23 protein-coding genes are annotated in these 24952 nt (G+C 55.3%); 15 read left to right on the forward strand and 8 right to left on the reverse strand.

Annotated elements, in window-relative coordinates; all coding sequences use genetic code 11:
• Window positions 1–61: 61 nt before the first annotated feature.
• The gene (gene clpA, locus GBC03_21140; protein QFS72524.1) at window positions 62–2338 is read right to left on the reverse strand and encodes an ATP-dependent Clp protease ATP-binding subunit ClpA; all 2277 of its coding nucleotides are present in this window, start codon (window positions 2336–2338) and stop codon (window positions 62–64) included.
• 30 nt (window positions 2339–2368) lie between these two features.
• Window positions 2369–2689 (reverse strand): ATP-dependent Clp protease adapter ClpS, encoded by a 321-nt coding sequence (gene clpS / locus GBC03_21145; GenBank protein ID QFS72525.1) that lies wholly within the window; start codon window positions 2687–2689, stop codon window positions 2369–2371.
• A 323-nt stretch (window positions 2690–3012) separates the two neighbouring features.
• Here clpS and cspD point away from each other — a divergent pair, with 323 nt between their 5' ends.
• Window positions 3013–3234 (forward strand): cold shock-like protein CspD, encoded by a 222-nt coding sequence (gene cspD, locus GBC03_21150; GenBank protein ID QFS72526.1) that lies wholly within the window; start codon window positions 3013–3015, stop codon window positions 3232–3234.
• Between the two features lie 75 nt (window positions 3235–3309).
• Here the strand turns inward: cspD and macB are convergent, their stop codons facing one another.
• Together macB and macA are read right to left on the reverse strand one after the other, a co-directional pair.
• Complete coding sequence (macB, locus tag GBC03_21155; protein ID QFS72527.1) at window positions 3310–5256, reverse strand: macrolide ABC transporter ATP-binding protein/permease MacB; 1947 nt, start codon at window positions 5254–5256, stop codon at window positions 3310–3312.
• On the reverse strand, window positions 5253–6371 hold the full coding sequence (macA, locus tag GBC03_21160; protein QFS72528.1) for a macrolide transporter subunit MacA: 1119 nt from the start codon (window positions 6369–6371) through the stop codon (window positions 5253–5255). The genes macB and macA overlap by 4 nt, the downstream gene beginning before the upstream one ends.
• A gap of 145 nt (window positions 6372–6516) precedes the next feature.
• Between macA and GBC03_21165 the strand changes: the two genes are divergently transcribed.
• Window positions 6517–7467, forward strand: coding sequence for a DUF535 domain-containing protein (locus GBC03_21165; protein QFS72529.1), 951 nt, complete (start codon window positions 6517–6519; stop codon window positions 7465–7467).
• Here GBC03_21165 and GBC03_21170 read toward each other — a convergent pair.
• Window positions 7464–9122, reverse strand: coding sequence for a DUF2813 domain-containing protein (locus GBC03_21170; protein ID QFS72530.1), 1659 nt, complete (start codon window positions 9120–9122; stop codon window positions 7464–7466). The two genes, GBC03_21165 and GBC03_21170, sit on opposite strands and share 4 nt — an antisense overlap.
• A gap of 412 nt (window positions 9123–9534) precedes the next feature.
• Here GBC03_21170 and aqpZ point away from each other — a divergent pair, with 412 nt between their 5' ends.
• The 4 genes from aqpZ (at window position 9535) to GBC03_21190 (ending at window position 14064) form a co-directional block, all read left to right on the forward strand.
• A complete protein-coding gene (aqpZ, locus tag GBC03_21175; GenBank protein ID QFS72531.1) occupies window positions 9535–10230 on the forward strand; it encodes an aquaporin Z in 696 nt (231 codons plus the stop codon).
• A gap of 157 nt (window positions 10231–10387) precedes the next feature.
• Entirely contained in the window at window positions 10388–11287 is a 900-nt protein-coding gene (locus GBC03_21180) for a DUF340 domain-containing protein (GenBank protein QFS72532.1), read from the forward strand.
• Between the two features lie 144 nt (window positions 11288–11431).
• The gene (gene hcp / locus GBC03_21185; GenBank protein ID QFS72533.1) at window positions 11432–13084 is read left to right on the forward strand and encodes a hydroxylamine reductase; all 1653 of its coding nucleotides are present in this window, start codon (window positions 11432–11434) and stop codon (window positions 13082–13084) included.
• Between the two features lie 11 nt (window positions 13085–13095).
• On the forward strand, window positions 13096–14064 hold the full coding sequence (locus GBC03_21190; protein QFS72534.1) for an NADH oxidoreductase: 969 nt from the start codon (window positions 13096–13098) through the stop codon (window positions 14062–14064).
• Between the two features lie 90 nt (window positions 14065–14154).
• Here the strand turns inward: GBC03_21190 and GBC03_21195 are convergent, their stop codons facing one another.
• Window positions 14155–14589 (reverse strand): DoxX family membrane protein, encoded by a 435-nt coding sequence (locus GBC03_21195; GenBank protein QFS72535.1) that lies wholly within the window; start codon window positions 14587–14589, stop codon window positions 14155–14157.
• A gap of 153 nt (window positions 14590–14742) precedes the next feature.
• On the opposite strand from GBC03_21195, the gene poxB reads away from it, so the two are divergent.
• The 4 genes from poxB (at window position 14743) to GBC03_21215 (ending at window position 20054) form a co-directional block, all read left to right on the forward strand.
• Window positions 14743–16461, forward strand: coding sequence for a ubiquinone-dependent pyruvate dehydrogenase (poxB, locus tag GBC03_21200; protein QFS72536.1), 1719 nt, complete (start codon window positions 14743–14745; stop codon window positions 16459–16461).
• A 38-nt stretch (window positions 16462–16499) separates the two neighbouring features.
• Window positions 16500–17501 (forward strand): low-specificity L-threonine aldolase, encoded by a 1002-nt coding sequence (gene ltaE, locus GBC03_21205; protein QFS72537.1) that lies wholly within the window; start codon window positions 16500–16502, stop codon window positions 17499–17501.
• Between the two features lie 10 nt (window positions 17502–17511).
• The gene (locus tag GBC03_21210) at window positions 17512–18948 is read left to right on the forward strand and encodes a DUF2867 domain-containing protein (GenBank protein ID QFS72538.1); all 1437 of its coding nucleotides are present in this window, start codon (window positions 17512–17514) and stop codon (window positions 18946–18948) included.
• Window positions 18949–19040: 92 nt separating this feature from the next.
• Window positions 19041–20054, forward strand: coding sequence for an SDR family NAD(P)-dependent oxidoreductase (locus tag GBC03_21215; GenBank protein QFS72539.1), 1014 nt, complete (start codon window positions 19041–19043; stop codon window positions 20052–20054).
• On the opposite strand, the gene GBC03_21220 is transcribed toward GBC03_21215, so the two are convergent.
• Together GBC03_21220 and GBC03_21225 are read right to left on the reverse strand one after the other, a co-directional pair.
• Entirely contained in the window at window positions 20051–20881 is an 831-nt protein-coding gene (locus GBC03_21220) for an N-acetylmuramoyl-L-alanine amidase (protein QFS72540.1), read from the reverse strand. The genes GBC03_21215 and GBC03_21220 overlap by 4 nt on opposite strands.
• A complete protein-coding gene (locus GBC03_21225; GenBank protein QFS72541.1) occupies window positions 20878–21201 on the reverse strand; it encodes a heavy metal-binding domain-containing protein in 324 nt (107 codons plus the stop codon). The genes GBC03_21220 and GBC03_21225 overlap by 4 nt, the downstream gene beginning before the upstream one ends.
• A 128-nt stretch (window positions 21202–21329) precedes the next feature.
• Between GBC03_21225 and GBC03_21230 the strand changes: the two genes are divergently transcribed.
• From GBC03_21230 to artM, 5 genes are all read left to right on the forward strand, one after another.
• The gene (locus GBC03_21230) at window positions 21330–21845 is read left to right on the forward strand and encodes a lipoprotein (GenBank protein QFS72542.1); all 516 of its coding nucleotides are present in this window, start codon (window positions 21330–21332) and stop codon (window positions 21843–21845) included.
• Window positions 21846–22074: 229 nt separating this feature from the next.
• A complete protein-coding gene (artP, locus tag GBC03_21235) occupies window positions 22075–22803 on the forward strand; it encodes an arginine ABC transporter ATP-binding protein ArtP (protein QFS72543.1) in 729 nt (242 codons plus the stop codon).
• 16 nt (window positions 22804–22819) lie between these two features.
• Complete coding sequence (locus GBC03_21240) at window positions 22820–23551, forward strand: arginine ABC transporter substrate-binding protein (GenBank protein ID QFS72544.1); 732 nt, start codon at window positions 22820–22822, stop codon at window positions 23549–23551.
• Between the two features lie 6 nt (window positions 23552–23557).
• The gene (gene artQ / locus GBC03_21245) at window positions 23558–24274 is read left to right on the forward strand and encodes an arginine ABC transporter permease ArtQ (GenBank protein QFS72545.1); all 717 of its coding nucleotides are present in this window, start codon (window positions 23558–23560) and stop codon (window positions 24272–24274) included.
• Complete coding sequence (gene artM / locus GBC03_21250) at window positions 24274–24942, forward strand: arginine ABC transporter permease ArtM (GenBank protein ID QFS72546.1); 669 nt, start codon at window positions 24274–24276, stop codon at window positions 24940–24942. The genes artQ and artM overlap by 1 nt, the downstream gene beginning before the upstream one ends.
• The last annotated feature ends 10 nt before the right edge of the window (window positions 24943–24952 follow it).

The raw sequence follows: 24952 nt of genomic DNA on the forward strand, positions 1-24952 counted from the left end.
CCAGATAATAGAGAACCGGGCACGTGGCCCGGTTCGTCAGTCAGCTAAGAGAGCGTTGAGATTAATGCGCGGCTTCCGGCTTGTGCTTCTGCGCACTCTGGAAGCCATAGGTCAGTTCATTTTTCTCTTTATCCAGTGCCACGGTCACCTGTCCGCCGTCCACCAGCGAGCCAAACAGCAGTTCGTTTGCCAGCGGTTTTTTCAGGTTATCCTGAATCACACGCGCCATTGGACGTGCGCCCATTGCCCGATCGTAGCCCTTCTCAGCCAACCAGTTGCGCGCTTCCTGGCTGACTTCCAGGGAGACACCTTTCTGATCCAACTGAACCTGCAGCTCGACAATGAACTTATCGACAACCTGATGGATCACCTCAGTAGACAGGTGTTCGAACCAGATAATATTGTCGAGACGGTTACGGAACTCCGGCGTAAATACTTTCTTGATTTCACTCATCGCATCAGTGCTGTTGTCCTGATGAATCAGGCCAATCGATTTACGCTCAGTTTCGCGTACACCGGCGTTGGTGGTCATGACCAGCACCACGTTACGGAAATCGGCTTTACGCCCGTTATTATCCGTCAGCGTGCCGTTGTCCATCACCTGCAGCAGCAGGTTAAAGACATCCGGGTGCGCTTTCTCGATTTCATCCAGCAGCAGTACCGCATGAGGATGCTTGATGACCGCATCCGTCAACAGACCACCCTGATCAAAACCCACGTATCCCGGAGGCGCACCAATCAGGCGGCTGACGGTATGACGTTCCATATACTCGGACATGTCAAAACGCAGCAGTTCGATTCCCAGCGCTTTGGAAAGCTGTACCGTGACCTCTGTTTTCCCGACACCGGTCGGCCCGGCAAACAGGAAGGAACCCACCGGCTTATGCTCGTGTCCCAGACCCGCGCGGCTCATCTTGATGGCTTCGGTCAGCGCCTCAATGGCTTTATCCTGCCCAAAGACCAGCATTTTCAGACGGTCGCCAAGGTTTTTCAGCGTATCGCGATCGCTTTGTGACACGCTCTTTTCCGGAATACGCGCAATACGCGCGACCACAGACTCGATATCCGCCACGTTAACGGTTTTCTTGCGTTTGCTGACCGGCATCAGACGCGCACGCGCACCAGCTTCGTCAATGACGTCAATCGCTTTATCCGGCAGATGACGATCGTTGATATATTTCACCGCCAGCTCAACCGCCGCACGCACCGCTTTCGCGGTATAACGCACGTCGTGGTGCGCTTCGTACTTCGGCTTCAGGCCGTTGATAATCTGTACGGTCTCTTCCACCGACGGTTCAGTAATATCAATTTTCTGGAAGCGACGGGCTAACGCACGGTCTTTCTCGAAAATATTGCTGAACTCCTGATAGGTCGTGGAGCCAATCACGCGGATCTTACCGCCGGAAAGCAGCGGTTTAATCAGGTTTGCGGCATCCACCTGGCCGCCCGATGCTGCACCCGCACCAATAATGGTGTGGATCTCGTCGATAAACAGAATACTGTTGGTATCCTGCTCCAGCTGTTTCAGCAGCGCTTTAAAGCGTTTTTCAAAGTCACCGCGGTATTTGGTGCCCGCCAGCAGCGAACCGATATCCAGTGAATAAATCGTGCAATCGGCCATCACTTCCGGCACGTCGCCCTGCACGATACGCCAGGCCAGTCCTTCGGCAATCGCCGTTTTCCCGACGCCGGATTCCCCGACCAACAGCGGGTTATTTTTACGCCGACGGCACAGCACCTGAATGGCACGCTCCAGTTCTTTGTCGCGGCCGATCAACGGGTCAATACCGCCAACACGGGCAAGCTGGTTAAGGTTTGTCGTGAAGTTCTCCATACGTTCCTCCCCGCCAGCTTGCTCTTCGGTATTGGGCTGACTGCCGGGATCGGATGACTGACTCGGCTCATCTTTGCGCGTACCGTGAGAAATAAAGTTGACTACGTCAAGACGGCTGACCTCATGCTTACGCAACAGGTAGGCCGCCTGAGACTCCTGTTCGCTAAAGATGGCAACCAGCACGTTGGCGCCAGTCACTTCACTACGCCCGGAGGACTGAACGTGGAAAACCGCACGTTGCAGAACGCGCTGAAAGCTCAGCGTCGGCTGCGTGTCGCGTTCTTCTTCGCTGGCAGGCAGTACGGGTGTGGTTTGTTCTATGAAGGCTTCGAGTTCCTGACGGAGCGCCACGAGGTCCACGGAACACGCTTCCAGCGCTTCGCGGGCCGATGGGTTACTGAGCAGCGCCAGTAACAAGTGCTCGACGGTCATAAACTCATGACGGTGCTCGCGCGCTCTGGCGAAAGCCATGTTTAAACTGAGTTCCAGTTCTTGATTGAGCATAGGCACCTCCCCCAATTTTTATGCCTGCATTCAGGCTTTTTCCAGCGTACACAGCAACGGATGCTCGTTCTCCCTTGCATACGTGTTCACCATCGCCACTTTGGTCTCCGCGACCTCTGCGGTGAATACACCGCAAATGGCTTTACCGTGATAGTGAACCGCAAGCATCAGTTGCGTTGCACGTTCTACATCATAAGAAAAGAATTTTTGTAACACGTCAATAACAAACTCCATCGGAGTATAATCATCATTGACTAATATCACTTTATACATAGATGGCGGTTTAAGCGCGTCACGCACTTTATCTGCCGCCAGCTGGTCAAAATCCAGCCAGTCGTTCGTCTTACCCATTGTCAGTCGTCATCTTCAGTTACGGTTACCGGCAGAACAGTCTGCCGCTGACAAGAGCGGATGTGCACACTCAATCTACCTCAATTGATAGATAACTATCATCTATCACTGGCATCCGCGACATCTGTCACATTCCCGCCAATAGCGTTAACTGCTTCAAATTTTTGATTCATTTTTACCCACTGCCCCCCGTCAGATGCTTGACGCCCCGCCTGATTTCTCTAAATTGTAGTTTCGAGAGTTGGCGAGGTTTTGAACAACCCCCACTCCACCACCGGTTCATTCCATCTTACTTATATAAGATTTACGAAGGATGTCGAAGCATGGAAACGGGTACTGTTAAGTGGTTCAATAATGCCAAAGGGTTTGGTTTCATCTGCCCTGAAGGCGGCGGCGAAGATATTTTCGCTCACTATTCCACCATTCAGATGGATGGTTACAGAACGCTAAAAGCCGGACAGTCTGTCCAGTTTGATGTTCACCAGGGGCCAAAAGGCAATCACGCCAGTGTCATCGTGCCTATCGAAGCAGAAGCTGTTGCATAGCTCTTCTGTCTCATTGTGTACATCCCGCAGATAAAATGCCAGCCCGATCGGCTGGCATTTTTATTTCCCGCAACGTTACTCTCGCGCCAACGCATCGACCGGATCCAGTCGCGCCGCGTTGCGCGCCGGTAACCAGCCGAACAGAATACCGGTAAAGGTAGAGCACAAAAATGCCGTCAGCAGCGCTACCGGCGAGAAGCCAATCTCCCAACCGGGCAGGAACAGCTGCAGCGTGAAGGCGATCAGCATCGACAGGCTGATACCCAGCGCGCCGCCGACCAGGCAGACCAGCACCGCTTCAATCAAAAATTGCTGCAACACATCGCTGGCGCGTGCGCCAACTGCCATCCGGATACCTATCTCCCGCGTACGCTCCGTGACCGACACCAGCATAATGTTCATCACGCCAATCCCGCCGACCACCAGTGAAATCACCGCCACCAGCGTCAGGAACAACTGAAGAGTACGTGTGGTCTTTTCGGCGGTTTTCAAGACACCGTCCATATTCCAGGTGAAGAAATCCTTTTTGCCATGACGCAGCGTCAATAGTCGGGTGAGTTGCTGTTCGGCCTGCGCACTATCGAAGCCCTCCTTCACCCGCACGGTGATCGAGTTCAGCCACGACTGCCCCATAATGCGCCCGGACATCGTGCTGTAGGGCAACCAGACGCGTAGAATTTTGCTGCTGCCAAACATCGACTGCTTCTCTTCTGCCACGCCAATCACCGTCGCAGGCATGTTGCCCACGAGGATCACTTCGCCCACCACGTTCGCCTTATGCGGGAATAACTGACGTCGGGTGTTGCTGTCGAGCACCACGACCTGCGCGCGGCCATTAAGCTGTTCGCGGTTAAAGGTGGTTCCTTCACTGAAGGTCATGCCGTAGACGTTAAAATAGTCGCCGCTCACCCCGTTTGCACTGGCGGCAACATCGGTGTTGCCGTAGCGCAAGCGCAGATTCTGCGACACGGCGGGCGTGGCGGAGGTTACCCATGGCTGTTTCTGGATAGCGGCGAGATCGTCGTATTTCAGCGCCTGCTGGTACTGCGGGTCGTCGTCACCAAAATCTTTGCCGGGGTAGATATCAATGGTGTTGGTCCCGATGGCGCGGATGTCCGCCAGCACCAGTTGCTTCGCCGCATCACCGACGACCACAATCGACACCACCGACGCGATACCGATAATAATCCCGAGCATCGTGAGCAGCGTGCGCATTTTGTTGGCCGCCATCGCCAACCACGCCATCGTAAGCGCTTCACGGAATCCGCTGATAAACTGACTCCAGCCGGACGCCGTTTTCACCGTCGGTTCCTGAATCCCCTGTCCCTGAACGGCACGTTTTGCGGGCGGATTACGCACAATTTCGCCATCATGAATTTCAATCACCCGTTCCGCCTGGGCCGCGACCAGGGGATCGTGGGTGACGATAATCACCGTGTGCCCGCGATCGCGCAGCTGATGCAGGATAGCCATCACTTCTTCACCGGAACGGCTGTCGAGCGCGCCCGTGGGTTCATCGGCGAGGATCACCTGTCCGCCGTTCATCAGCGCGCGGGCAATACTGACGCGCTGCTGCTGACCGCCGGAAAGCTGCGAGGGTTGGTAATCGACGCGATCGCCCAGGCCAAGCCGCTGGAGCAGTTCCTGCGCACGCACCAGACGCTGTTTCCGCTCCGTTCCGGCGTAAACGGCGGGGACTTCGACGTTTTGCGCCGCCGTCAGGTGAGACAGCAAATGATAGCGCTGGAAAATAAAGCCGAAATGCTCCCGGCGCAGCTGCGCCAGCGCGTCACGATCCAACGTTGATACATCGCGTCCTGCCACCCGATAGGTGCCGCTGGTGGGTTTATCGAGGCACCCCAGGATATTCATCAGCGTGGATTTGCCAGAGCCAGACGCCCCCACGATCGCCACCATTTCGCCGGCATTGATCTGTAGCGTGATGCCTTTCAGCACCTCCACCTGTTCTTCTCCGGAGGGGTAACTGCGACGAATATTGCTCAGCTCAAGCAATGCCGTCATTGTACGGCTCCCGGTTTACCCTCGCCCGTCACCACTTCATCCCCGGCTTCCAGCCCTTTCACAATCTCCACGTCGGTGTCATTGCGCGCGCCAATTGACACCTCACGTTCACGGGTTTCGCCGTTACGCAGCAGAGTCACCTTGTAGCGATTGTCCCCGACCGGATCGCCCAACGCGGAAAGCGGGATCGTCAGAACGTTTTTTACATCGGTTAGCTGAATGTGGACCTGCGCGGTCATCTCCAGTCGCAGAATGCCTTTTGGATTGGGCACTTCAAAACGGGCGTAATAGAAAATGGCATCATTGACCTTTTCCGGCGTCGGCAACACATCTTTCAGCGTCCCTTCGTAACGGGTTTGCGGATCGCCCAGTACGGTAAACCAAGCCTTTTGTCCCGGTTTAAGGTGAATCACATCGGCTTCAGAAACCTGCGCTTTCACCAGCATCGTGCTCATATCCGCCAGCGTCAGAATGTTCGGCGCTTGCTGCGCGGCGATCACCGTCTGACCTTGTAGGGTGGTAATCTGCGTGACTTCTCCAGCCATCGGCGCGACGATGCGGGTGTAGTCGAGATTGGTTTTCGCGGTATCCAGAGACGCCTGATTACGCTTGATCTGCGCATCGATGGTGCCGATTTGCGCCTGCTTCACCGTCATCTCCGTCGCGGCGGTGTCCAGATCCTGTTGCGATACGGCCTGGGTTTTTGCCAGCTGCTGCTGGCGAGAGAGCGTTACCCGCGCCAGTTTCCACTCAGCTTCGGCCTGCTGGCGTTGGGCGCGCAGTTCCATTAGCGTCGCTTCCACCTCTTTGATCTGGTTTTGTGCCTGTTCAGGGTCGATAACGCCAAGCAACTGGTCTTTCTTCACCTTGTCGCCAATCGCCACCGACAGCGTTTTGAGCTGACCGCTCACCTGCGCCCCCACATCCACTTTACGCAGCGCGTCGAGTTTGCCGGTTGCCAGCACGCTTTGCTGCAGATCTCCCGGACGCACAATCAGCGTCTGATAATTTGGCACTGGCGCATTCAGCGTCCGCCAAAGGGCAAATGCCCCCAGGATGAGAATGAATATAAGCAGCAGATAGCGCTTTTTAATTTTATTTCCCTTAATACCCATAGCGATCCTGATGGTAAGTTTTCAGCTGAAATTCAACAGTATCTAAACAAACCGCAAGCGGAAAGGACAGCGCTCAGGGCATTGACGATTGGTTAAGATTCAGCGTGTTTCAATTTTCGCAATCATCGCATTGCGGATTATGATCATGTCACAGATTACTGATAATACCTTTTACACTTCAGACGTTGCGTCTCCTTTACAATTATTTATGCGCCTGACGCGTGGTCAATTACTGCCGGGTAAATTCTGGCGGAAAGCCAGCTTTCGCCGTAAGTTTTTAATTCGCTCGCTGCTGATGCCAAGAGCCACCCGTCAACTGCTGGAAAATCTGACCCAGTGGCCTGAGCTGAATACGTTACTGACACGGCAACCCCGGTTACCTATCCGTCTGCATCGCCCGTATATGGCCGTAAATATTAAGCGCGATACCGCGCTGACTGCGCTCTGTAGCCATTACGATCTGCTGCGTCAGTTGTTCAGCCGCGAACAACTGGCCTGTTATTTAAGTCAGGGCGGTCTCAACCTGGCAAAAATTGAGGCTAAAGATGGTACGCCATTCCAGCTTGATTTAGTCAGTCTGGTCTCGCTGGATAAAGAAGGGGAAAGTACCGTTGTGATCCGCGACGATCGGATGCGTATTCTGGCAGAAATTACGTTCACATTCTGCACGTTAAACGGAAAACGCACCCTGTTTATCGGGGGCTTGCAGGGCGCGGCCAATGATGTCCCGCATGATGTGATCCAGCAGGCCACCAAAGCCTGTTATGGCCTGTTCCCCAAAAGAATGGTGATGGAAGCGCTGTGTCAGTTTGCGCACATCGCCGGGGCGGAGCAGATTCTGGCGGTCAGCAACGCGGTACATGTTTATCGCAGTTGGCGCTATATGGATAAAAAAACGCAAATGCATGCCGACTACGACGCCTTCTGGACGTCACTGGGCGGTGAAAAGACCGAGGGGGAATACTTCTCTCTGCCGCTGACCATTGCACGGAAAAGCGAGGCGGATATTGCCAGCAAAAAACGGGCTGAATACCGCCGTCGCTATGCGCTGCTCGACAGCGTCGTCACGCAGGTTCCGCAGCGGTTACAGAGTTAATCCGCTCGACCGCGCGCCAGCCACAGCACCCGGGAGAACATATGTCTCAGCAGCGTCGGCACCGCATCCACACCCCGCCGCCCGGCTTCCATCGCCACTTCGATGGCTAAGTCGGGCTTCGATGAGCGATGGATCGCCTTCGAAATGATTTTACGCATATTCATCGGCACGTTTTCCGGGATTTGCGCCACCCGGTGAAAGACATCGGAAAATCCTTGCCGGTACATAAAGTGTTCCATATCCAGCGCGGGTAGCGTGGTCAGGTGCTCTCGCTCTTCCTCCCGGTCGTTATTCAGCAGGCTTCGCACCGTGGCGGCATATTTTTTCCCGGCTTCATCACCATCCACCAGCACATGCCACTCAATGCCCATCCGCCGGGCGAATTTCACCAGCGGCTTGAGACCGGACTGCGCAAATTCGATCACCTTAATCCCTTCGGCGTCAAAATGATGGCCGCACTGGCGGGCCAGTTCGTTAATCACCCAGGTTTCTGTTTCTCCTTCCACCAGCAGCCAGCAGCGGGCAAACAGCGAAGAGGCGCGGTTAAAGCGAATGTGAAAGGCAATGCGTCGGCCATCCTCGGCGCTCAGACCACCCGGCCCCAGACGCCAGGCCGCTACGCGCGAAGATTCACGCACCAGACGACAGACATGCTCCACGGGGGTCAACGAGAGTAATTCGCCCGAGTTAGTGGTCGTGATACGCTGAAGCGGCAGCAGATTCAGCAACTGCCACGCCACTGACAGCATAATAGGATGCAGGCGCGTTTCCGGGTCTTCCACCAACAGCAACGGCCTGGCATCTTTATGCAATCTGACCGTGCCCTTCGCCTGCAATAGCGTGGAGAACAGTCCCAGCAGAATCACCCGGTGAGTACGCCCGCCAGGTTTGTCAATCATCCGGTTGATGATATCGAGATAGCGCCAGCTTCGCTGTTCGTTGGCGGAGCGTCGGCGCATTAAGCGGTGGCGGGACTGTGAAGTACCCTGCTCGGTAAAATAGTGCTCCAGCAGTTGCACCATCGCCGAAAGCCCCTGGCGAATCTGTCCGTCGGTGAGATTCTGCGGGCGCATCGCCAGTTCCCGGGCGAGAAAATCCAGTTGCCGGGCGGTGACTTCCACATCGTCAACCTCCGGCACCGTACCGTTACGGATGCGGCGCATAAACCGTGCATCGCGTAAGCGCAGCACCGGCATCAGGCGCACCAGATGTCGCGCCTGTTCGTTGATATCGTCCACCGCCAGCGGGTGCCCGTCGCCGTCGAGAAAACTGCGCAGCGTCATCACGCTGCCGTCTTCTCCGCATTCGCCTTCAAGGCGATAAAAGATGCGCTGAAAGCCATCGTGGCACGGCGCCCAGCACGCCTCCAGCGACCGGTAGCGTCGAACCCGGTAGCGACCGGGTTGCGATTCACGAAACGTCAGCACGATATGCAGGTGATGTTCACGGCCTTTCATATCGCCAGGAGGAAACCAGAAATCGTCACGGTCAAAATGATACAACTCTGATTCGGGTGACAGCAGCAGCGTTAACGCATCCAGTAAACTCGATTTACCCCAGGCGTTCTCACCAATCAGGACGTTGTTCTGCTCGAGCATCAACGACAGTCGATTGATACCGCGAAATCCCACTATCTCAACGCGTTCGAGAATCATGTTTCCTCCAGAAAACCTTCACTTTTCCTTTAAGCTCCTCGCAGTATAACTGCAAAAGCCGGCGCGGGACGTGATATGGACATTATTACGCTGGCTAACTGTACGAAGGGTGAACGATTTATTCTTTTCTCTTTCATTCGTAATAGAGAGCAGGCATGTTTGGCAGGACATAAATAAATCCGTTTGCGTTAATTCTCCTTCATATGACTATGCGCTACACTTTCCCCTAAGAGAAATCTATGGAAGGAATGACGCCGCATTGCCCTAAATCAAACTAACAGGCTTTATTTGACTAGAGAACGGATGACGATCGTTTTTAAAATAGCGAGCTATTTATTTTGTCGTCATTCAGGCGAACAGTAAATATCAATTACCGCAACGCTTTTGCGGTTATTTTTACATTGAGGTGGATATGTTTAGAAAATTAGCAGCCGAATGTTTTGGTACATTCTGGCTTGTTTTTGGTGGCTGCGGCAGCGCCGTACTGGCAGCAGCGTTTCCGGAATTAGGTATTGGTTTTGCGGGTGTCGCACTGGCATTCGGCCTGACCGTATTAACCATGGCTTTTGCCGTTGGTCATATTTCCGGCGGGCATTTTAACCCGGCAGTGACATTAGGCTTATGGGCCGGCGGTCGTTTCCCGGCAAAAGACGTCATTGGCTACATTATTGCCCAGGTGGTGGGCGGTATTATTGCCGCAGCGGTACTGTATCTGATTGCCAGCGGTAAAACCGGCTTTGATGCGACGGCCAGCGGTTTCGCCTCCAACGGTTATGGCGAGCATTCACCGGGTGGTTACTCCATGCTGTCTGCGATCGTTATCGAAATCGTGCTGACTGCTGGTTTCCTGCTGGTGATTCACGGTGCCACTGACAAACATGCACCGGCGGGCTTTGCGCCAATCGCTATCGGTCTGGCATTGACCTTGATCCACCTGATCAGTATTCCGGTGACCAATACGTCTGTTAACCCGGCGCGTAGCACCGCGGTCGCCATCTTCCAGGGCGGTTGGGCATTAGAACAACTGTGGCTGTTCTGGGTGATGCCGATTATTGGCGGTATTCTCGGTGGCCTTATTTACCGTACGCTGCTCGAAAAACGCGATTAATGAGAAAACGTCCGACGGCATATGCCCGCCGGACCAAACACTCTTCAGCCGGATAAGGCATCGTCCCTGTCCGGCTTTTATTTTGCATCTTTACTGAACCCGCGTTATTGGGTAGTGTCATGGCGCTGTCTCGCTAATTCAAAGGACCCGGCTGTTCATGTTTTCAGGACTACTCATCATTCTGCTCCCGCTGATAGCAGGTTATCTCATTGTGCTTCGGCACACCGCGGCATTAAAACTGATCAATCGGCTCTTAAGCTGGATGGTTTATCTGATTCTCTTTTTTATGGGGATCAGCCTGGCCTTTTTAGATAACCTGGCGAGCAACCTGCTGGCGATATTTCACTATTCCGCCGTCAGTATTACCGTTATTTTACTGTGTAATATTGCCGCATTACTGTGGCTGGAACGCACGTTACCCTGGCGTCACCATCACCAGCAGGAGAAACTGCCCTCCCGTATCGCGATGGCGCTTGAGTCGCTGAAGTTGTGCGGCGTGGTCGTGATCGGCTTTCTGCTGGGCTTGAGCGGTCTGCCCATTTTGCAACACGCCACAGAGGCGAGCGAATATACGCTGATCCTGTTACTGCTGTTGGTCGGGATCCAGTTACGCAATAGCGGTATGACGTTAAAGCAGATCGTCCTGAACCGGCGTGGCATGATTGTGGCGGTCGTGGTCGTCGCCAGCTCCATGATTGGCGGCCTGATCAACGCGCTGATTCTCGACCTGCCAATGAAAACCGCGCTGGCGATGGCGTCGGGGTTTGGCTGGTACTCCCTGTCGGGTATTTTGCTGACCGAATCCTACGGTCCGGTGATCGGCAGCGCCGCGTTCTTTAACGATTTGGCGCGCGAACTGCTCGCGATTATGTTGATCCCGGGACTGGTGCGCCACAGTCGCTCTACCGCGCTGGGACTGTGTGGCGCCACATCGATGGACTTTACCCTGCCGGTGTTACAGCGTACCGGTGGGCTGGAGATGGTTCCGGCGGCGATTGTCCACGGCTTTATCCTCAGTTTGCTGGTGCCCATTTTGATGGCCTTTTTCTCCGCTTAACTCCCTCTCTGGCGGTAGGGTTCTGCCGCCAAAATTGAGCTAAATCAATCTCCCTGTAAATTGTATCAGAAATACCTTTTCTCCCTTTACGCACAGGCATAACCTTAAACATGTATATTAAATATAACTTTAAAAGGTGTGACCATGTTTTGTGTGCAATGTGAACAAACCATCCGTACTCCGGCAGGAAACGGCTGCTCTTACGCGCAGGGTATGTGCGGTAAAACGGCTGAAACCTCTGACCTGCAAGATCTGCTGATTGCCTCCCTACAAGGCCTATCTGCATGGGCGGCTAAAGCGCGTGAATATGGCATCATTAATCATGACGTCGATAACTTTGCGCCGCGTGCTTTCTTCTCCACGCTGACCAACGTTAACTTCGATTCCCCGCGTATCGTCGGCTATGCCCGCGACGCTATCGCGATGCGTGAAGCGCTGAAAGCCCAGTGCCTGAGCGTTGACGCCAATGCGCACTGCGACAACCCCATGGCTGACCTGCAACTGGTGAGCGACGATCTGGGCGACCTGCAACGTCAGGCTGCCGAATTTACCCCGAATAAAGACAAAGCCGCCATTGGCGAGAATATCCTCGGCCTGCGTCTGCTGTGTCTGTACGGCCTGAAAGGTGCGGCGGCCTATATGGAACACGCACACGTTCTCGGTCAATACGACAACGACATCTACGCGCAGTACCATAAAATTATGGCGTGGCTGGGCACCTGGCCTTCCGATATGAACGCTCTGCTGGAGTGCTCAATGGAAATCGGCCAGATGAACTTCAAAGTGATGAGCATTCTGGATGCGGGTGAAACCACCAAATACGGTCACCCGACGCCAACACAGGTCAATGTCAAAGCCACTGAAGGCAAATGCATCCTGATCTCCGGCCACGACCTGAAAGATCTGTACAACCTGCTGGAACAAACCGAAGGTACCGGCGTTAACGTCTATACCCACGGTGAAATGCTGCCGGCGCATGGCTATCCGGAACTGCGTAAGTTCAAACATCTGATTGGTAACTACGGCAGCGGCTGGCAGAACCAGCAGGTCGAATTTGCCCGCTTCCCGGGGCCTATCGTGATGACCTCAAACTGCATCATCGACCCGACCGTGGGCAGTTACGACGACCGTATCTGGACCCGTAGCATCGTTGGTTGGCCAGGTGTGAGCCACCTGGAAGGTGACGACTTCGGTCCGGTTATCGCACAAGCGCAGCAAATGGCGGGCTTCCCGTACAGCGAAATTCCGCATCTGATCACCGTCGGTTTCGGTCGTCAGACGCTGCTGGGCGCGGCGGACACCCTGATCGATCTGGTGAGCCGTGAAAAACTGCGTCACATCTTCCTGGTTGGCGGCTGCGACGGCGCGCGCGGCGAACGCAACTACTTCACCGATTTCGCCACCAGTGTACCGGACGACTGCCTGATCCTGACCCTGGCCTGCGGTAAATACCGTTTCAACAAGCTGGAGTTCGGCGATATTGAAGGTCTGCCACGTCTGGTCGATGCCGGTCAATGTAACGACGCTTACTCCGCCATCATTCTGGCCGTGACGCTGGCAGAAAAACTGGGCTGCGGCGTGAATGACCTGCCGCTGTCTCTGGTGCTCTCCTGGTTCGAACAAAAAGCGATTGTCATTCTGCTGACCCTGCTCTCCCTGGGCGTGAAAAACATCGTGACCGGTCCGACCGCGCCAGGCTTCTTCACGCCAGATCTGCTGGCGGTACTCAACGAGAAATTTGGTCTGCGTTCTGTGACCACCGTTGAAGAAGACATGAAGCAATTGCTGAGCGCGTAAGGAGTTAAGACATGACAATGCCAACGAATCAGTGCCCATGGCGGATGCAGGTTCACCACATCCATCAGGAAACGCCGGATGTATGGACAATTTCGTTGCTGTGCCACGACTATTATCCGTATCGCGCCGGGCAGTATGCACTGGTGAGCGTGCGTCATTCAGCGGACACGCTGCGCGCTTACACCCTCTCTTCAACGCCGGGCGTCAGCGAGTACATTACGCTGACCGTTCGTCGGATTGATGATGGTGCGGGCTCAAAGTGGTTAACCCGCGACGTGAAGCGCGGCGACTACATCTGGCTGTCCGATGCGATGGGCGATTTCACCTGCGAAGATAAAGCCGATGATAAGTTCCTGATGCTGGCGGCCGGTTGTGGCGTCACGCCGATCATGTCGATGCGTCGCTGGTTGGCAAAGTACCGTCCGCATGCGGATGTCCAGGTTATCTTCAACGTGCGTTCGCCGCAGGATGTCATTTTCGCCGAGGAGTGGCGTCAGTATCCGGTCACGCTGGTGGCGGAAAATAACGCCACCGACGGTTTCGTGGCCGGTCGCCTGACCACGGAACTGCTGCAACGTGTTCCTGACCTGACGTCTCGTACCGTGATGACCTGTGGTCCGGCACCGTATATGGATTGGGTCGAGCAGGAAGTGAACGCGCTGGGCGTGACGCGCTTCTTTAAAGAGAAGTTCTTCACCCCGGTGGCAGATGCAGCAACCAGCGGTCTGAAATTTACCAAACTACAACCGGCGAAAGAATTTTACGCGCCGGTCGGTACGACGCTGCTGGACGCGCTGGAAAGCAACCAGGTGCCGGTGGTTGCCGTCTGCCGCGCCGGTGTCTGCGGATGCTGTAAAACAAAAGTCGTGGATGGAAATTACACGGTGAGCAGCACCATGACGCTAACAGAGGCGGAAATTGCCGACGGCTACGTGCTGGCCTGCTCCTGCCATCCGCAGAGTGACCTGGTTCTCGCCTGACAGCAGATTGCCGCATGACGCTGCGCTTATCCGGCCTACGAGAACAATGGTAGGCCGGATAAGGCATTTACGCCGCCATCCGGCAATTTCTCACCGCCACGCCGAATTGCCAGCAACCGAAAACCGTCCCGCCCCTAAAAAAGCCACCGCCAGCGCGCCGATAAAGAAATAGACCAGGCTTTCAATCGCCCATGCCCCGGTTTTATCCAGCGCCCAGGTTTCATTGATCCCGACCATCAGCCACGCCACAATCATGGTGAACGCCAGTACCAGCGCCGCCGGACGCGTCAGGATCCCGAGAATAATCAGGCAAGGCGCAATCACTTCGCCCACCAGCACACCGTACGCAATAAAGCCCGGTAGCCCTTTGGCAATCAGCATTCCGCTGATGCCATCAATGCCGGCAAACAGCTTATGCAGCCCGTGAAACAGCATTAATCCCCCAACCGCCAGGCGTAATAAAAACTTGCCAAAATCCTCGTGCGTCAGCATCCGATTCACTGCATTTAACAATGTTGTAAGCATCTGAGTTTACTCCTGGTTCGCCCTGATTTTTTTTCACGCTACGCGTTATCCCCCCTGAAAGGAAGCTGCTGAAAATAAGGGGGTGCCACGCAGCGTAATCAGTATCTTCATCTAAACTTGTAACCGGTATCACAATTAAGGAGATGGAAAACCATGAAACAAACGGTTGCCGCTTTTATTGCTAAAACACTGGAACAGGCGGGTGTGAAACGTATCTGGGGCGTGACGGGCGATTCGCTGAACGGCCTGAGCGACAGTCTTAATCGCATGGGAACGATTGAGTGGATGTCGACCCGTCATGAAGAGGTGGCCGCCTTCGCGGCGGGTGCGGAGGCACAGCTAACCGGCGAACTGGCGGTTTGTGCAGGCTCCTGCGGCCCCGGTAACCTGCACCTGATCAACGGCCTGTTTGACTGTCATCGCAACCACGTCCCGGTGCTGGCTATCGCCGCCCACATCCCTTCCAGTGAAATTGGCAGCGGGTATTTTCAGGAAACGCACCCGCAGGAACTGTTCCGCGAATGCAGCCACTATTGCGAGCTGGTTTCCAGCCCGGAGCAGATCCCTCAGGTACTGGCGATTGCCATGCGCAAAGCGGTGCTCAATCGCGGCGTCTCGGTAGTGGTCTTACCGGGCGATGTGGCGTTAAAACCCGCGCCAGAAAGCGCCAGCACCCACTGGTATCACGCGCCGTTACCGATCGTCACGCCAGCGGAAGAAGAGTTAAGAAAGCTGGCCCAACTGCTGCGTTATTCCAGCAATATCGCCCTGATGTGCGGCAGCGGCTGTGCGGGGGCGCATAAAGAACTGGTCGAGTTCGCCGCCAAAATTAAAGCCCCCATCGTTCACGCCCTGCGCGGCAAAGAGCATGTCGAATACGACAACCCATATGATGTGGGAATGACCGGGCTTATCGGCTTCTCTTCCGGCTTCCATACCATGATGAACGCCGACACGCTGGTGCTGCTCGGTACGCAGTTCCCCTACCGCGCGTTCTATCCAATCGATGCCAAAATCATTCAGATTGATATCAACCCTGCCAGCATCGGCGCGCACAGCAAGGTCGACATGGCGCTGGTCGGCGATATCAAAGCCACGCTGACGGCGCTTCTGCCGCTGGTGGAGGAGAAAACCGAGCGTAAGTTCCTGGATAAGGCGTTGAGCGATTATCGCGATGCGCGTAAGGGCCTTGATGACCTCGCCAAACCCAGCGAAAAGGCGATTCATCCACAGTACCTGGCGCAACAAATCAGCCATTTCGCCGCCGATGACGCCATCTTTACCTGCGACGTCGGTACGCCGACGGTGTGGGCCGCCCGCTACCTGAAAATGAACGGCAAGCGCCGACTGCTGGGCTCGTTTAACCACGGCTCAATGGCTAACGCGATGCCGCAGGCGCTGGGTGCTCAGGCCACCGCCCCGGGACGTCAGGTGATCGCCCTGTGCGGCGATGGCGGATTCAGTATGCTGATGGGGGATTTCCTGTCGGTGGTCCAGATGAAGCTCCCGCTTAAAATCGTGGTTTTTAACAACAGCGTGTTGGGCTTTGTGGCGATGGAGATGAAAGCGGGCGGTTATCTCACCGACGGCACGGCGTTGCACGACACCAACTTCGCCCGCATTGCCGAAGCGTGCGGCATCACCGGCATTCGGGTGGAAAACGCCGCCGACGTTGATGAAGCGCTGCAGCGTGCCCTGTCGATTGACGGTCCGGTGCTGGTGGATGTGGTTGTCGCAAAAGAAGAGCTGGCCATTCCGCCGCAGATCAAACTGGAGCAGGCCAAAGGTTTCAGCCTGTACATGCTGCGTGCCATCATCAGCGGTCGCGGCGATGAGGTTATCGAACTGGCAAAAACCAACTGGCTCAGGTAAAACAATGCACATCGCCTTTCAAACAATAGGGATGTGCAATGATAGATCTACGCAGTGATACCGTCACCCGTCCGGGTCGCGCCATGCTCGAAGAAATGATGGCCGCCCCGGTCGGAGACGACGTGTACGGAGATGACCCTACCGTTAACGCGCTCCAGCAATACGCCGCTGACCTTTCTGGTAAAGAAGCGGCGTTATTTTTACCCACCGGTACCCAGGCCAACCTCGTGGCGCTACTCAGCCACTGCGAGCGCGGCGAAGAGTATATCGCCGGTCAGGGGGCGCATAACTATCTGTATGAAGCCGGTGGCGCGGCAGTGCTCGGCAGCATTCAACCGCAGCCCATTGACGCCGCGGGCGATGGTACGCTGCCGCTGGATAAAGTCGCCGCAAAAATTAAGGCCGATGACATCCATTTTGCCCGTACCCGCCTGCTGAGCCTGGAAAATACACACAACGGCAAAGTGCTGCCGCGTGAGTATCTGCGCGAGGCGTGGGAGTTTACCCGTGAGCGCGGTCTGGCGCTGCACGTTGACGGCGCGCGTATTTTTAATGCCGTCGTGGCCTACGGGTGTGAACTCAAAGACGTCGCGCAGTATTGCGACTCCTTTACCATCTGCCTGTCAAAAGGGCTGGGAACGCCGGTGGGATCGTTACTGGTCGGCAGCCGCGATTATATCAAGCGCGCCACGCGCTGGCGCAAAATGACCGGCGGCGGCATGCGTCAGGCCGGTATCCTGGCGGCGGCCGGACTGTATGCCCTGAAAAATAACGTTGCCCGTCTGCAGGACGATCATGACAACGCGGCCTGGCTGGCAGAACAACTGCGGGAAGCCGGGGCGGACGTGATGCGTCACGACACCAACATGCTGTTTGTCCGCGTGGGTGAAGCCAACGCGGCGGCCCTGGGCGAGCACATGAAGGCACATGGCGTGCTGATCAACGCGTCGCCGATTGTCCGTCTTGTGACCCACCTGGACGTCTCACGGGAACAGCTTGCCAATGTTGTCGCCCACTGGCGCACGTTCCTGAATCGTTAAGGAGAGAGATGTGCCGCAACGCATAGTGGTTCTTGGCGCCAGTGGTTACATTGGTCAGCATCTGGTGCAGGCGCTCAGCCAGCAAGGACACCAGGTGCTGGCGGCGGCACGTCGCATTGAGCGACTGGAAAAACAACAGTTACCCAACGTCAGCTGTCATAAGGTCGACCTGAACTGGCCGACGCATCTTTCTTCTCTGCTGACAAATGTCGATACCGTCTACTATCTGGTGCATGGTATGGGAGAAGGCGGCGATTTTATCGCCCATGAACGTCAGGTCGCGCTTAACGTACGTGACGCCCTGCGGGAAACGCCGGTCGGGCAGTTGATTTTTCTTAGCTCCCTGCAGGCACCGGAGCACGAGCAGTCCGACCATCTGCGGGCCCGGCAGATAACCGCCGATACCCTGCGTGAATCTGGCGTGCCGATGACGGAACTGCGCGCCGGGATTATCGTCGGTGCCGGTTCCGCCGCTTTTGAAGTGATGCGCGACATGGTCTACAACCTGCCGATACTGACCCCGCCGCGCTGGGTTCGTTCGCGCACCACGCCCATTGCGCTGGAAAATCTGCTGTACTATCTGGTGGCGCTGCTGGAGCACCCTTCCCCGACGCATCGGATCCTCGAAGCCGCCGGGCCGCAGGTGCTCAGCTACCAGGAGCAGTTCGAACATTTCATGGCGGTGAGCGGCAAACATCGCTGGCTTATCCCCATCCCCTTTCCGACCAGTTGGATTTCAGTCTGGTTCCTGAACGTCATCACCTCGGTGCCGCCGACCACCGCGAAAGCGTTGATACAGGGCCTCAGACACGACCTGCTGGCCGATGACAGCGAGCTACGGGCATTGATACCCCAGAAGCTTATCGCCTTTGACGACGCCGTACGCAGCACGCTAAAGGAAGAAGAGGAACTGGTGAATTCCAGCGACTGGGGCTATGACGCACAGGCGTTTGCCCGCTGGCGACCTGAATATGGTTTTTTCGCCAAACAGGCCGGATTTACCGTGAAGACGCACGCCAGCTTGTCGGCATTGTGGCGAGTCGTGAACCGTCTGGGCGGCAAAGAGGGCTATTTCTTCGGCAATGCCTTGTGGAAGATCCGCGCGGCGCTGGATCTGTTAGTCGGTCATCGGCTGGCAAAAGGTCGTCCTGAACATGAACTGCTTCAACCGGGCGATGCCGTAGACAGTTGGAAAGTGATTATCGTCGAGCCGGAAAAACAGCTCACGCTGCTGTTTGGCATGAAGGCGCCGGGGCTGGGACGGTTAAGTTTTACCCTTGAAGATAAAGGTGACCATCGCGAGATTGACGTCCGTGCCTGGTGGCATCCGCATGGTATGCCGGGGCTATTCTACTGGCTGCTGATGATCCCGGCGCACCTGTTTATTTTCCGGGGGATGGCAAAAAAAATTGCCAGACTTGCAGAACAAATCACAGATAAATCGTAAAAACTTACTGTATTGTTTCACGTTTCCCATTGCATACCGACGTAATTCACGGAAGAATGCGCACGACGTTTTATTAAACACAGTGGACTGATATGAAGGTACTGGTTACCGGCGCAACCAGCGGCTTAGGACGAAACGCGGTTGAGTTTTTGCGCAACAAAGGCATCAGCGTCAGAGCGACCGGTCGCAACGAAGCGATGGGTAAACTGCTCGAGAAAATGGGCGCGGAGTTTGTGCATGCGGATCTGACCGAGCTGGTCTCTTCGCAGGCGAAAGTCATGCTTGCAGGCATTGATACGCTGTGGCACTGCTCAAGTTTCACCTCCCCCTGGGGAACCCAGGAAGCCTTTGATCTGGCAAACGTTCGTGCGACCCGCCGTCTTGGCGAATGGGCCGTCGCATGGGGTGTGCGTAACTTTATCCATATCTCCTCCCCGTCGCTTTACTTCGATTATCACCATCATCGCGATATCAAAGAAGATTTTCGCCCGCATCGTTTTGCTAACGAGTTTGCCCGCAGCAAAGCCGCCGGAGAAGAGGTCATCAGCCTGCTGGCCCAGGCCAATCCGCAGACGCGGTTTACGGTGCTACGCCCGCAAAGCCTGTTTGGTCCGCATGACAAAGTGTTTATCCCCCGTCTGGCGCACATGATGCACCACTACGGCAGCGTGCTGTTGCCGCATGGCGGCAGCGCGATGGTTGATATGACCTATTATGAGAACGCTGTCCACGCTATGTGGCTGGCGAGTCAGACACTGTGCGACACCCTGCCTTCGGGTCGGGTGTACAACATCACCAACGGTGAGCCCAGAACCCTGCGCAGTATCGTGCAAAAACTGATTGATGAACTGAACATCCACTGCCGGATCCGCTCAGTGCCCTACCCGATGCTGGATATGATCGCTCGCAGCCTGGAGCACTTTGGTAATAAGTCAGCCAAAGAGCCGGCGTTAACCCACTATGGGGTGTCGAAGCTGAATTTCGACTTTACGCTGGATATCAGTCGCGCCGAAGAGGAACTGGGGTATAAGCCGAGGGTGACGCTGGATGAAGGCATTGTGCAAACCGCCGCGTGGCTACGCGACCACGGAAAACTGCATCGCTAGCCCTGCCCGTACTTCTCCAACAGCGCCTCAGCAATCGCCTGCGTTTCGGCATCGGCAACGCCGTTCCATAGCGTCGGGCGGAAATGCATCTGGAACGCCATCACCACGCGCTGCTGCTCACGTGCGGTCATTTCAGGCTTCACCTCATAACCATAACGCGACAACAGGTCCAGCAGTGATGCCATCTCAACAGGGGCGTTCGGTGCCCGTCCGGCAAGATAGAAATTGACCCGCTGCGCATCAGGCCAGGCGCCAATACCCTGCTCTGCCAGCGCCTGCCAGGGAAACCGCGGGCCGGGGTCGTCTTTTCGCTGCGGGGCGATGTCCGCATGCGCAACCACGTTCTGCGGCTTAATGTCATAACGGGCGATAATGTCTTTCGCCAGCGGTATCAGTGCCTGAATCTGCGCGGTTTCAAACGGGAAAAAATACTTTCCACCCGCCGATTTTTGCCAGCCGCGATTTTCCAGTTCAATGCCAATTGAGGTGTCGTTAATGCGCGTCGCACCGCGCCAAAAGCTGATGCCCGCATGCCACGCCAGATCCTGTTCCGGTACCAGTTGCCAGATACGCGGTATACCCCGATGTAACGGCGGCACCGCCGGGATCAGATAATGCGAGCTGACGTTTTTATCCGTCAACGTCGCCAGCGAGCCATCGAAATCGTCCGCCGTATAGTGGATCACTAACACTTTGATGCGAGGATACGCCGCCTGCGCCTGATGACGGGTATCGAGCTGGTAGCCTTCTCTGTCAACAATCCCCTTTTCACCCGTACACCCCGTTAACAGCAGTGCCAGGGCCACCAGCCACAGCCATGTCTTCATCGGCGGGTTTTCACCGCAGTCCCGCTCACGCTGACCATCAGCATGCTGCTGTCTTTGCCGACCGTTTCGTAATCGATATCAATGCCGACCACCGCGTCAGCACCCAGCGCTTTCGCCTGCTCACCCAGTTCTGCAAAGGCAATCTCACGCGCTTTACGTAACTCTTTTTCATAAGCGCCTGAACGACCGCCGACGATATCGCGAATACCGGCAAAAAAGTCCCGGAAGATGTTCGCGCCCAGAATGGCTTCGCCGGTGACCACACCGCAGTATTCCACGATGCTCTGTCCTTCAAGCGTGGGGGTTGTCGAAAATTGCATGATGTCTCTCCTGGTTACATTCAGCACATTATCAGCGCCATACACTATCATTGAAAGGATATAATTGATTATCGTAGATGACTGTTATCTTAGAAGACTCATGGCAGAAAGCTTATAAGGAAATCACTATGCGCTATTCGAAACTCTCCCTGCTTGTCCCCTGCGCGCTGCTGCTCAGCGCCTGCACCACCGTCACGCCAGCCTACAAAGACAATGGGCCGCGTACGGGTGCCTGTGTGGATGGCGGCCCGGACAGTGTGGCTCAACAATTCTATGACTATCGTATCCAGCACCGCAGTAATGATATCACCGCCCTGCGCCCTTACCTGAGCGACAACCTGGCGAAACTGCTGTCGGATGCCAGTCGGGACAGTGCGCATCGTCAACTGATGAGCAGCGATCCGTTCTCCAGTCGCGCAACGCCGCCGGACAGCGCCAGCGTTGCCAGCGCCTCGACCATACCGAATAGTGATGCACGCAACATTCCGCTGCGCGTTGCACTGAAACAGGGCGATCAGAACTGGCAGGATGAAGTGCTGATGATCCGCGAAGGTCAGTGCTGGGTCATTGATGACGTGCGTTATCTGGGCGGCAGCGTGCATGCCCCTGCCGGTACGCTTCGCCAGTCGGTAGAAAACCGTTAATCCCGCCGCTTTACCGCGATAAAAAACGTAACCCCCGTAAATTGTCTGGCATTCTGCATGGAATGCCGACAATTGTTCTTACCGCGCTTTGCCCTCGCTATTTTGTGCTATGTTTAAGGGGAAATGCGCGCTATATTTAACTTTTAAAGCATAAATATTGCATAACTATTCTGTCAAAGGTACTATCTGCGGCTTCAATAGCTATCAGACGGCCAGTATACGAGTATCAATGAGTATTCAATTAAACGGCATTAACTGCTTCTACGGCGCGCATCAGGCGCTGTTCGATATCACGCTGGATTGCCCGCAGGGTGAAACACTGGTGTTACTGGGTCCAAGCGGGGCCGGTAAAAGCTCACTGCTGCGGGTACTCAATCTACTAGAGATGCCGCGTTCAGGTACGCTCAGCATTGCGGGAAACCAGTTCGACTTCCGCAAAACGCCGTCAGATAAAGCGATTCGCGAACTGCGTCAGAATGTCGGAATGGTCTTTCAGCAATACAATCTGTGGCCGCACCTCACCGTGCAACAGAACCTGATTGAAGCGCCCTGCCGCGTGCTGGGCCTGTCAAAAGATCAGGCGTTAGCTCGTGCGGAAAAATTGCTGGATCGCCTGCGTCTGAAACCTTACAGCGATCGTTTTCCGCTGCATCTTTCCGGCGGTCAGCAACAGCGTGTGGCCATTGCCCGTGCGCTGATGATGGAGCCGCAGGTGCTGCTGTTTGATGAGCCCACCGCCGCGCTGGATCCAGAAATCACCGCGCAAATCGTCAGCATCATTCGTGAACTGGCGGAAACCAACATTACACAAGTGATCGTAACGCACGAAGTGGAAGTGGCGCGTAAAACCGCCAGTCGCGTCGTGTATATGGAAAACGGTCATATCGTCGAGCAGGGTAATGCAAGTTGCTTTGCCGACCCGCAGACCGAAGCATTTAAAAACTATCTCTCTCACTAAGATTCGGGACAACACAATGAAAAAAGTTCTGATTGCCGCGCTTATCGCAGGCTTTAGCCTTTCTGCTACAGCAGCCCAGACCATTCGTTTTGCGACCGAAGCGTCCTATCCTCCGTTTGAATCGATGGACGCTAATAACAAGATTGTCGGCTTTGATGTCGATCTGGCCAATGCGCTGTGTAAAGAGATCGACGCGACCTGTACCTTTACCAACCAGGCGTTTGACAGCCTGATTCCCAGCCTGAAATTCCGTCGTTTCGATGCGGTGATGGCCGGGATGGATATCACGCCTGAGCGTGAAAAACAGGTGCTGTTCACCACCCCTTACTATGACAACTCCGCACTGTTCATTGGTCAGCAGGGTAAATTCGCCAGCATTGATCAGTTGAAAGGTAAGAAAGTGGGCGTGCAGAACGGCACCACTCACCAGAAATTCATCATGGATAAACACCCGGAAATCACCACGGTTCCGTATGACAGCTACCAGAATGCGAAACTGGATCTGCAAAACGGCCGCATTGACGGCGTATTTGGTGATACGGCGGTGGTCACAGAGTGGCTGAAAGACAATCCGAAGCTGGCCCCGGTTGGCGACAAAGTGACGGATAAAGATTACTTCGGCACCGGCCTCGGCATCGCCGTCCGCCAGGGCAACGCGGAACTGCAGCAGAAATTCAACACTGCGCTGGAAAAAGTGAAGAAAGATGGGACTTACGAGACCATCTATAACAAATGGTTCCAGAAGTAAGCCTTGATGAACGAATTTTTCCCACTTGCAAGCGCCGCCGGGATGACCGTCGGCCTTGCCGTTTGTGCACTGATCCTCGGCCTGGCGCTGGCGATGCTGTTCGCCGTCTGGGAGTCAGTGAAATGGCGTCCTGTCGCGTGGACGGGTTCCGCGCTGGTCACCATTTTACGCGGCCTGCCGGAAATTCTGGTGGTGCTGTTTATCTATTTCGGCTCCTCTCAACTGCTGCTGATGCTCTCTGATGGCTTTACTGTCAACCTGGGCGTGGTGCAGATCCCGGTACAAATGGAGATCGAAAACTTCGACGTCAGCCCCTTCCTGTGCGGCGTGATTGCCCTCTCTCTGCTCTACGCGGCCTATGCGTCACAAACGCTGCGCGGCGCGCTGAAAGCCGTACCGCTGGGTCAGTGGGAGTCCGGTCAGGCGCTGGGACTGTCGAAGACCGCCATTTTCTTCCGGCTGGTGATGCCGCAGATGTGGCGTCACGCGCTGCCAGGGCTGGGCAACCAGTGGCTGGTATTGCTGAAAGATACTGCGCTGGTGAGCCTTATCAGTGTCAACGACCTGATGCTGCAAACCAAGAGCATTGCCACGCGAACTCAGGAACCGTTTAACTGGTACATTATTGCGGCGGCGATCTACCTGGTGATTACGCTGGTGAGTCAGTACATTCTCAAACGCATTGACCTGCGCGCGACACGTTTTGAGCGGAGACCGGGCTGATGCTTGAGTATTTACCTGAACTGCTTAAAGGGCTGCACACCAGCCTGACGCTGACGGTTGCGTCCATTGTCGTCGCCCTGATTCTGGCGCTGATTTTTACTATCGTTCTGACGCTTAAAACGCCGGTTGTGGTCTGGCTGGTTCGTGGCTATATCACGCTGTTTACCGGTACCCCGCTGCTGGTGCAGATTTTCCTGATCTACTATGGACCGGGGCAATTCCCGACGCTGCAAGAGTATCCGGTTCTGTGGCATCTGCTGTCGGAGCCGTGGCTGTGCGCGCTGATTGCGCTGTCGCTCAATAGTGCAGCCTATACCACGCAGCTGTTCTACGGCGCGATCCGCGCAATTCCGGAAGGCCAGTGGCAGTCCTGCGGCGCGCTGGGGATGAGCAAGAAAGACACGCTGGCGATCCTGTTGCCATATGCCTTTAAACGCGCCCTCTCCTCGTATTCCAACGAAGTGGTGCTGGTGTTCAAGAGTACCTCTCTGGCTTATACCATTACCCTGATGGAAGTGATGGGATACGGTCAGCTGCTGTATGGTCGCACCTACGATGTGATGGTGTTCGGCGCAGCGGGCGTCATCTACCTGGTAGTCAACGGCCTGTTGACGTTAATGATGCGTCTTATCGAGCGCAAAGCGCTGGCTTTCGAACGCCGCAACTAAGCATTATATT

This window comes from Citrobacter telavivensis (assembly GCA_009363175.1).
Classification (GTDB): domain Bacteria; phylum Pseudomonadota; class Gammaproteobacteria; order Enterobacterales; family Enterobacteriaceae; genus Citrobacter_A; species Citrobacter_A telavivensis.

Excerpts from the sequence above, each read along its gene's own strand:
- clpA (QFS72524.1), bottom strand. The coding sequence starts at position 2,338 with ATGCTCAATCAAGAACTGGAACTCAGTTTAAACATGGCTTTCGCCAGA.
- clpS (QFS72525.1), bottom strand. The coding sequence starts at position 2,689 with ATGGGTAAGACGAACGACTGGCTGGATTTTGACCAGCTGGCGGCAGAT.
- cspD (QFS72526.1), top strand. The coding sequence starts at position 3,013 with ATGGAAACGGGTACTGTTAAGTGGTTCAATAATGCCAAAGGGTTTGGT.
- macB (QFS72527.1), bottom strand. The coding sequence starts at position 5,256 with ATGACGGCATTGCTTGAGCTGAGCAATATTCGTCGCAGTTACCCCTCC.
- macA (QFS72528.1), bottom strand. The coding sequence starts at position 6,371 with ATGGGTATTAAGGGAAATAAAATTAAAAAGCGCTATCTGCTGCTTATA.
- GBC03_21165 (QFS72529.1), top strand. The coding sequence starts at position 6,517 with ATGTCACAGATTACTGATAATACCTTTTACACTTCAGACGTTGCGTCT.
- GBC03_21170 (QFS72530.1), bottom strand. The coding sequence starts at position 9,122 with ATGATTCTCGAACGCGTTGAGATAGTGGGATTTCGCGGTATCAATCGA.
- aqpZ (QFS72531.1), top strand. The coding sequence starts at position 9,535 with ATGTTTAGAAAATTAGCAGCCGAATGTTTTGGTACATTCTGGCTTGTT.
- GBC03_21180 (QFS72532.1), top strand. The coding sequence starts at position 10,388 with ATGTTTTCAGGACTACTCATCATTCTGCTCCCGCTGATAGCAGGTTAT.
- hcp (QFS72533.1), top strand. The coding sequence starts at position 11,432 with ATGTTTTGTGTGCAATGTGAACAAACCATCCGTACTCCGGCAGGAAAC.
- GBC03_21190 (QFS72534.1), top strand. The coding sequence starts at position 13,096 with ATGACAATGCCAACGAATCAGTGCCCATGGCGGATGCAGGTTCACCAC.
- GBC03_21195 (QFS72535.1), bottom strand. The coding sequence starts at position 14,589 with ATGCTTACAACATTGTTAAATGCAGTGAATCGGATGCTGACGCACGAG.
- poxB (QFS72536.1), top strand. The coding sequence starts at position 14,743 with ATGAAACAAACGGTTGCCGCTTTTATTGCTAAAACACTGGAACAGGCG.
- ltaE (QFS72537.1), top strand. The coding sequence starts at position 16,500 with ATGATAGATCTACGCAGTGATACCGTCACCCGTCCGGGTCGCGCCATG.
- GBC03_21215 (QFS72539.1), top strand. The coding sequence starts at position 19,041 with ATGAAGGTACTGGTTACCGGCGCAACCAGCGGCTTAGGACGAAACGCG.
- GBC03_21220 (QFS72540.1), bottom strand. The coding sequence starts at position 20,881 with ATGAAGACATGGCTGTGGCTGGTGGCCCTGGCACTGCTGTTAACGGGG.
- GBC03_21225 (QFS72541.1), bottom strand. The coding sequence starts at position 21,201 with ATGCAATTTTCGACAACCCCCACGCTTGAAGGACAGAGCATCGTGGAA.
- GBC03_21230 (QFS72542.1), top strand. The coding sequence starts at position 21,330 with ATGCGCTATTCGAAACTCTCCCTGCTTGTCCCCTGCGCGCTGCTGCTC.
- artP (QFS72543.1), top strand. The coding sequence starts at position 22,075 with ATGAGTATTCAATTAAACGGCATTAACTGCTTCTACGGCGCGCATCAG.
- GBC03_21240 (QFS72544.1), top strand. The coding sequence starts at position 22,820 with ATGAAAAAAGTTCTGATTGCCGCGCTTATCGCAGGCTTTAGCCTTTCT.
- artQ (QFS72545.1), top strand. The coding sequence starts at position 23,558 with ATGAACGAATTTTTCCCACTTGCAAGCGCCGCCGGGATGACCGTCGGC.
- artM (QFS72546.1), top strand. The coding sequence starts at position 24,274 with ATGCTTGAGTATTTACCTGAACTGCTTAAAGGGCTGCACACCAGCCTG.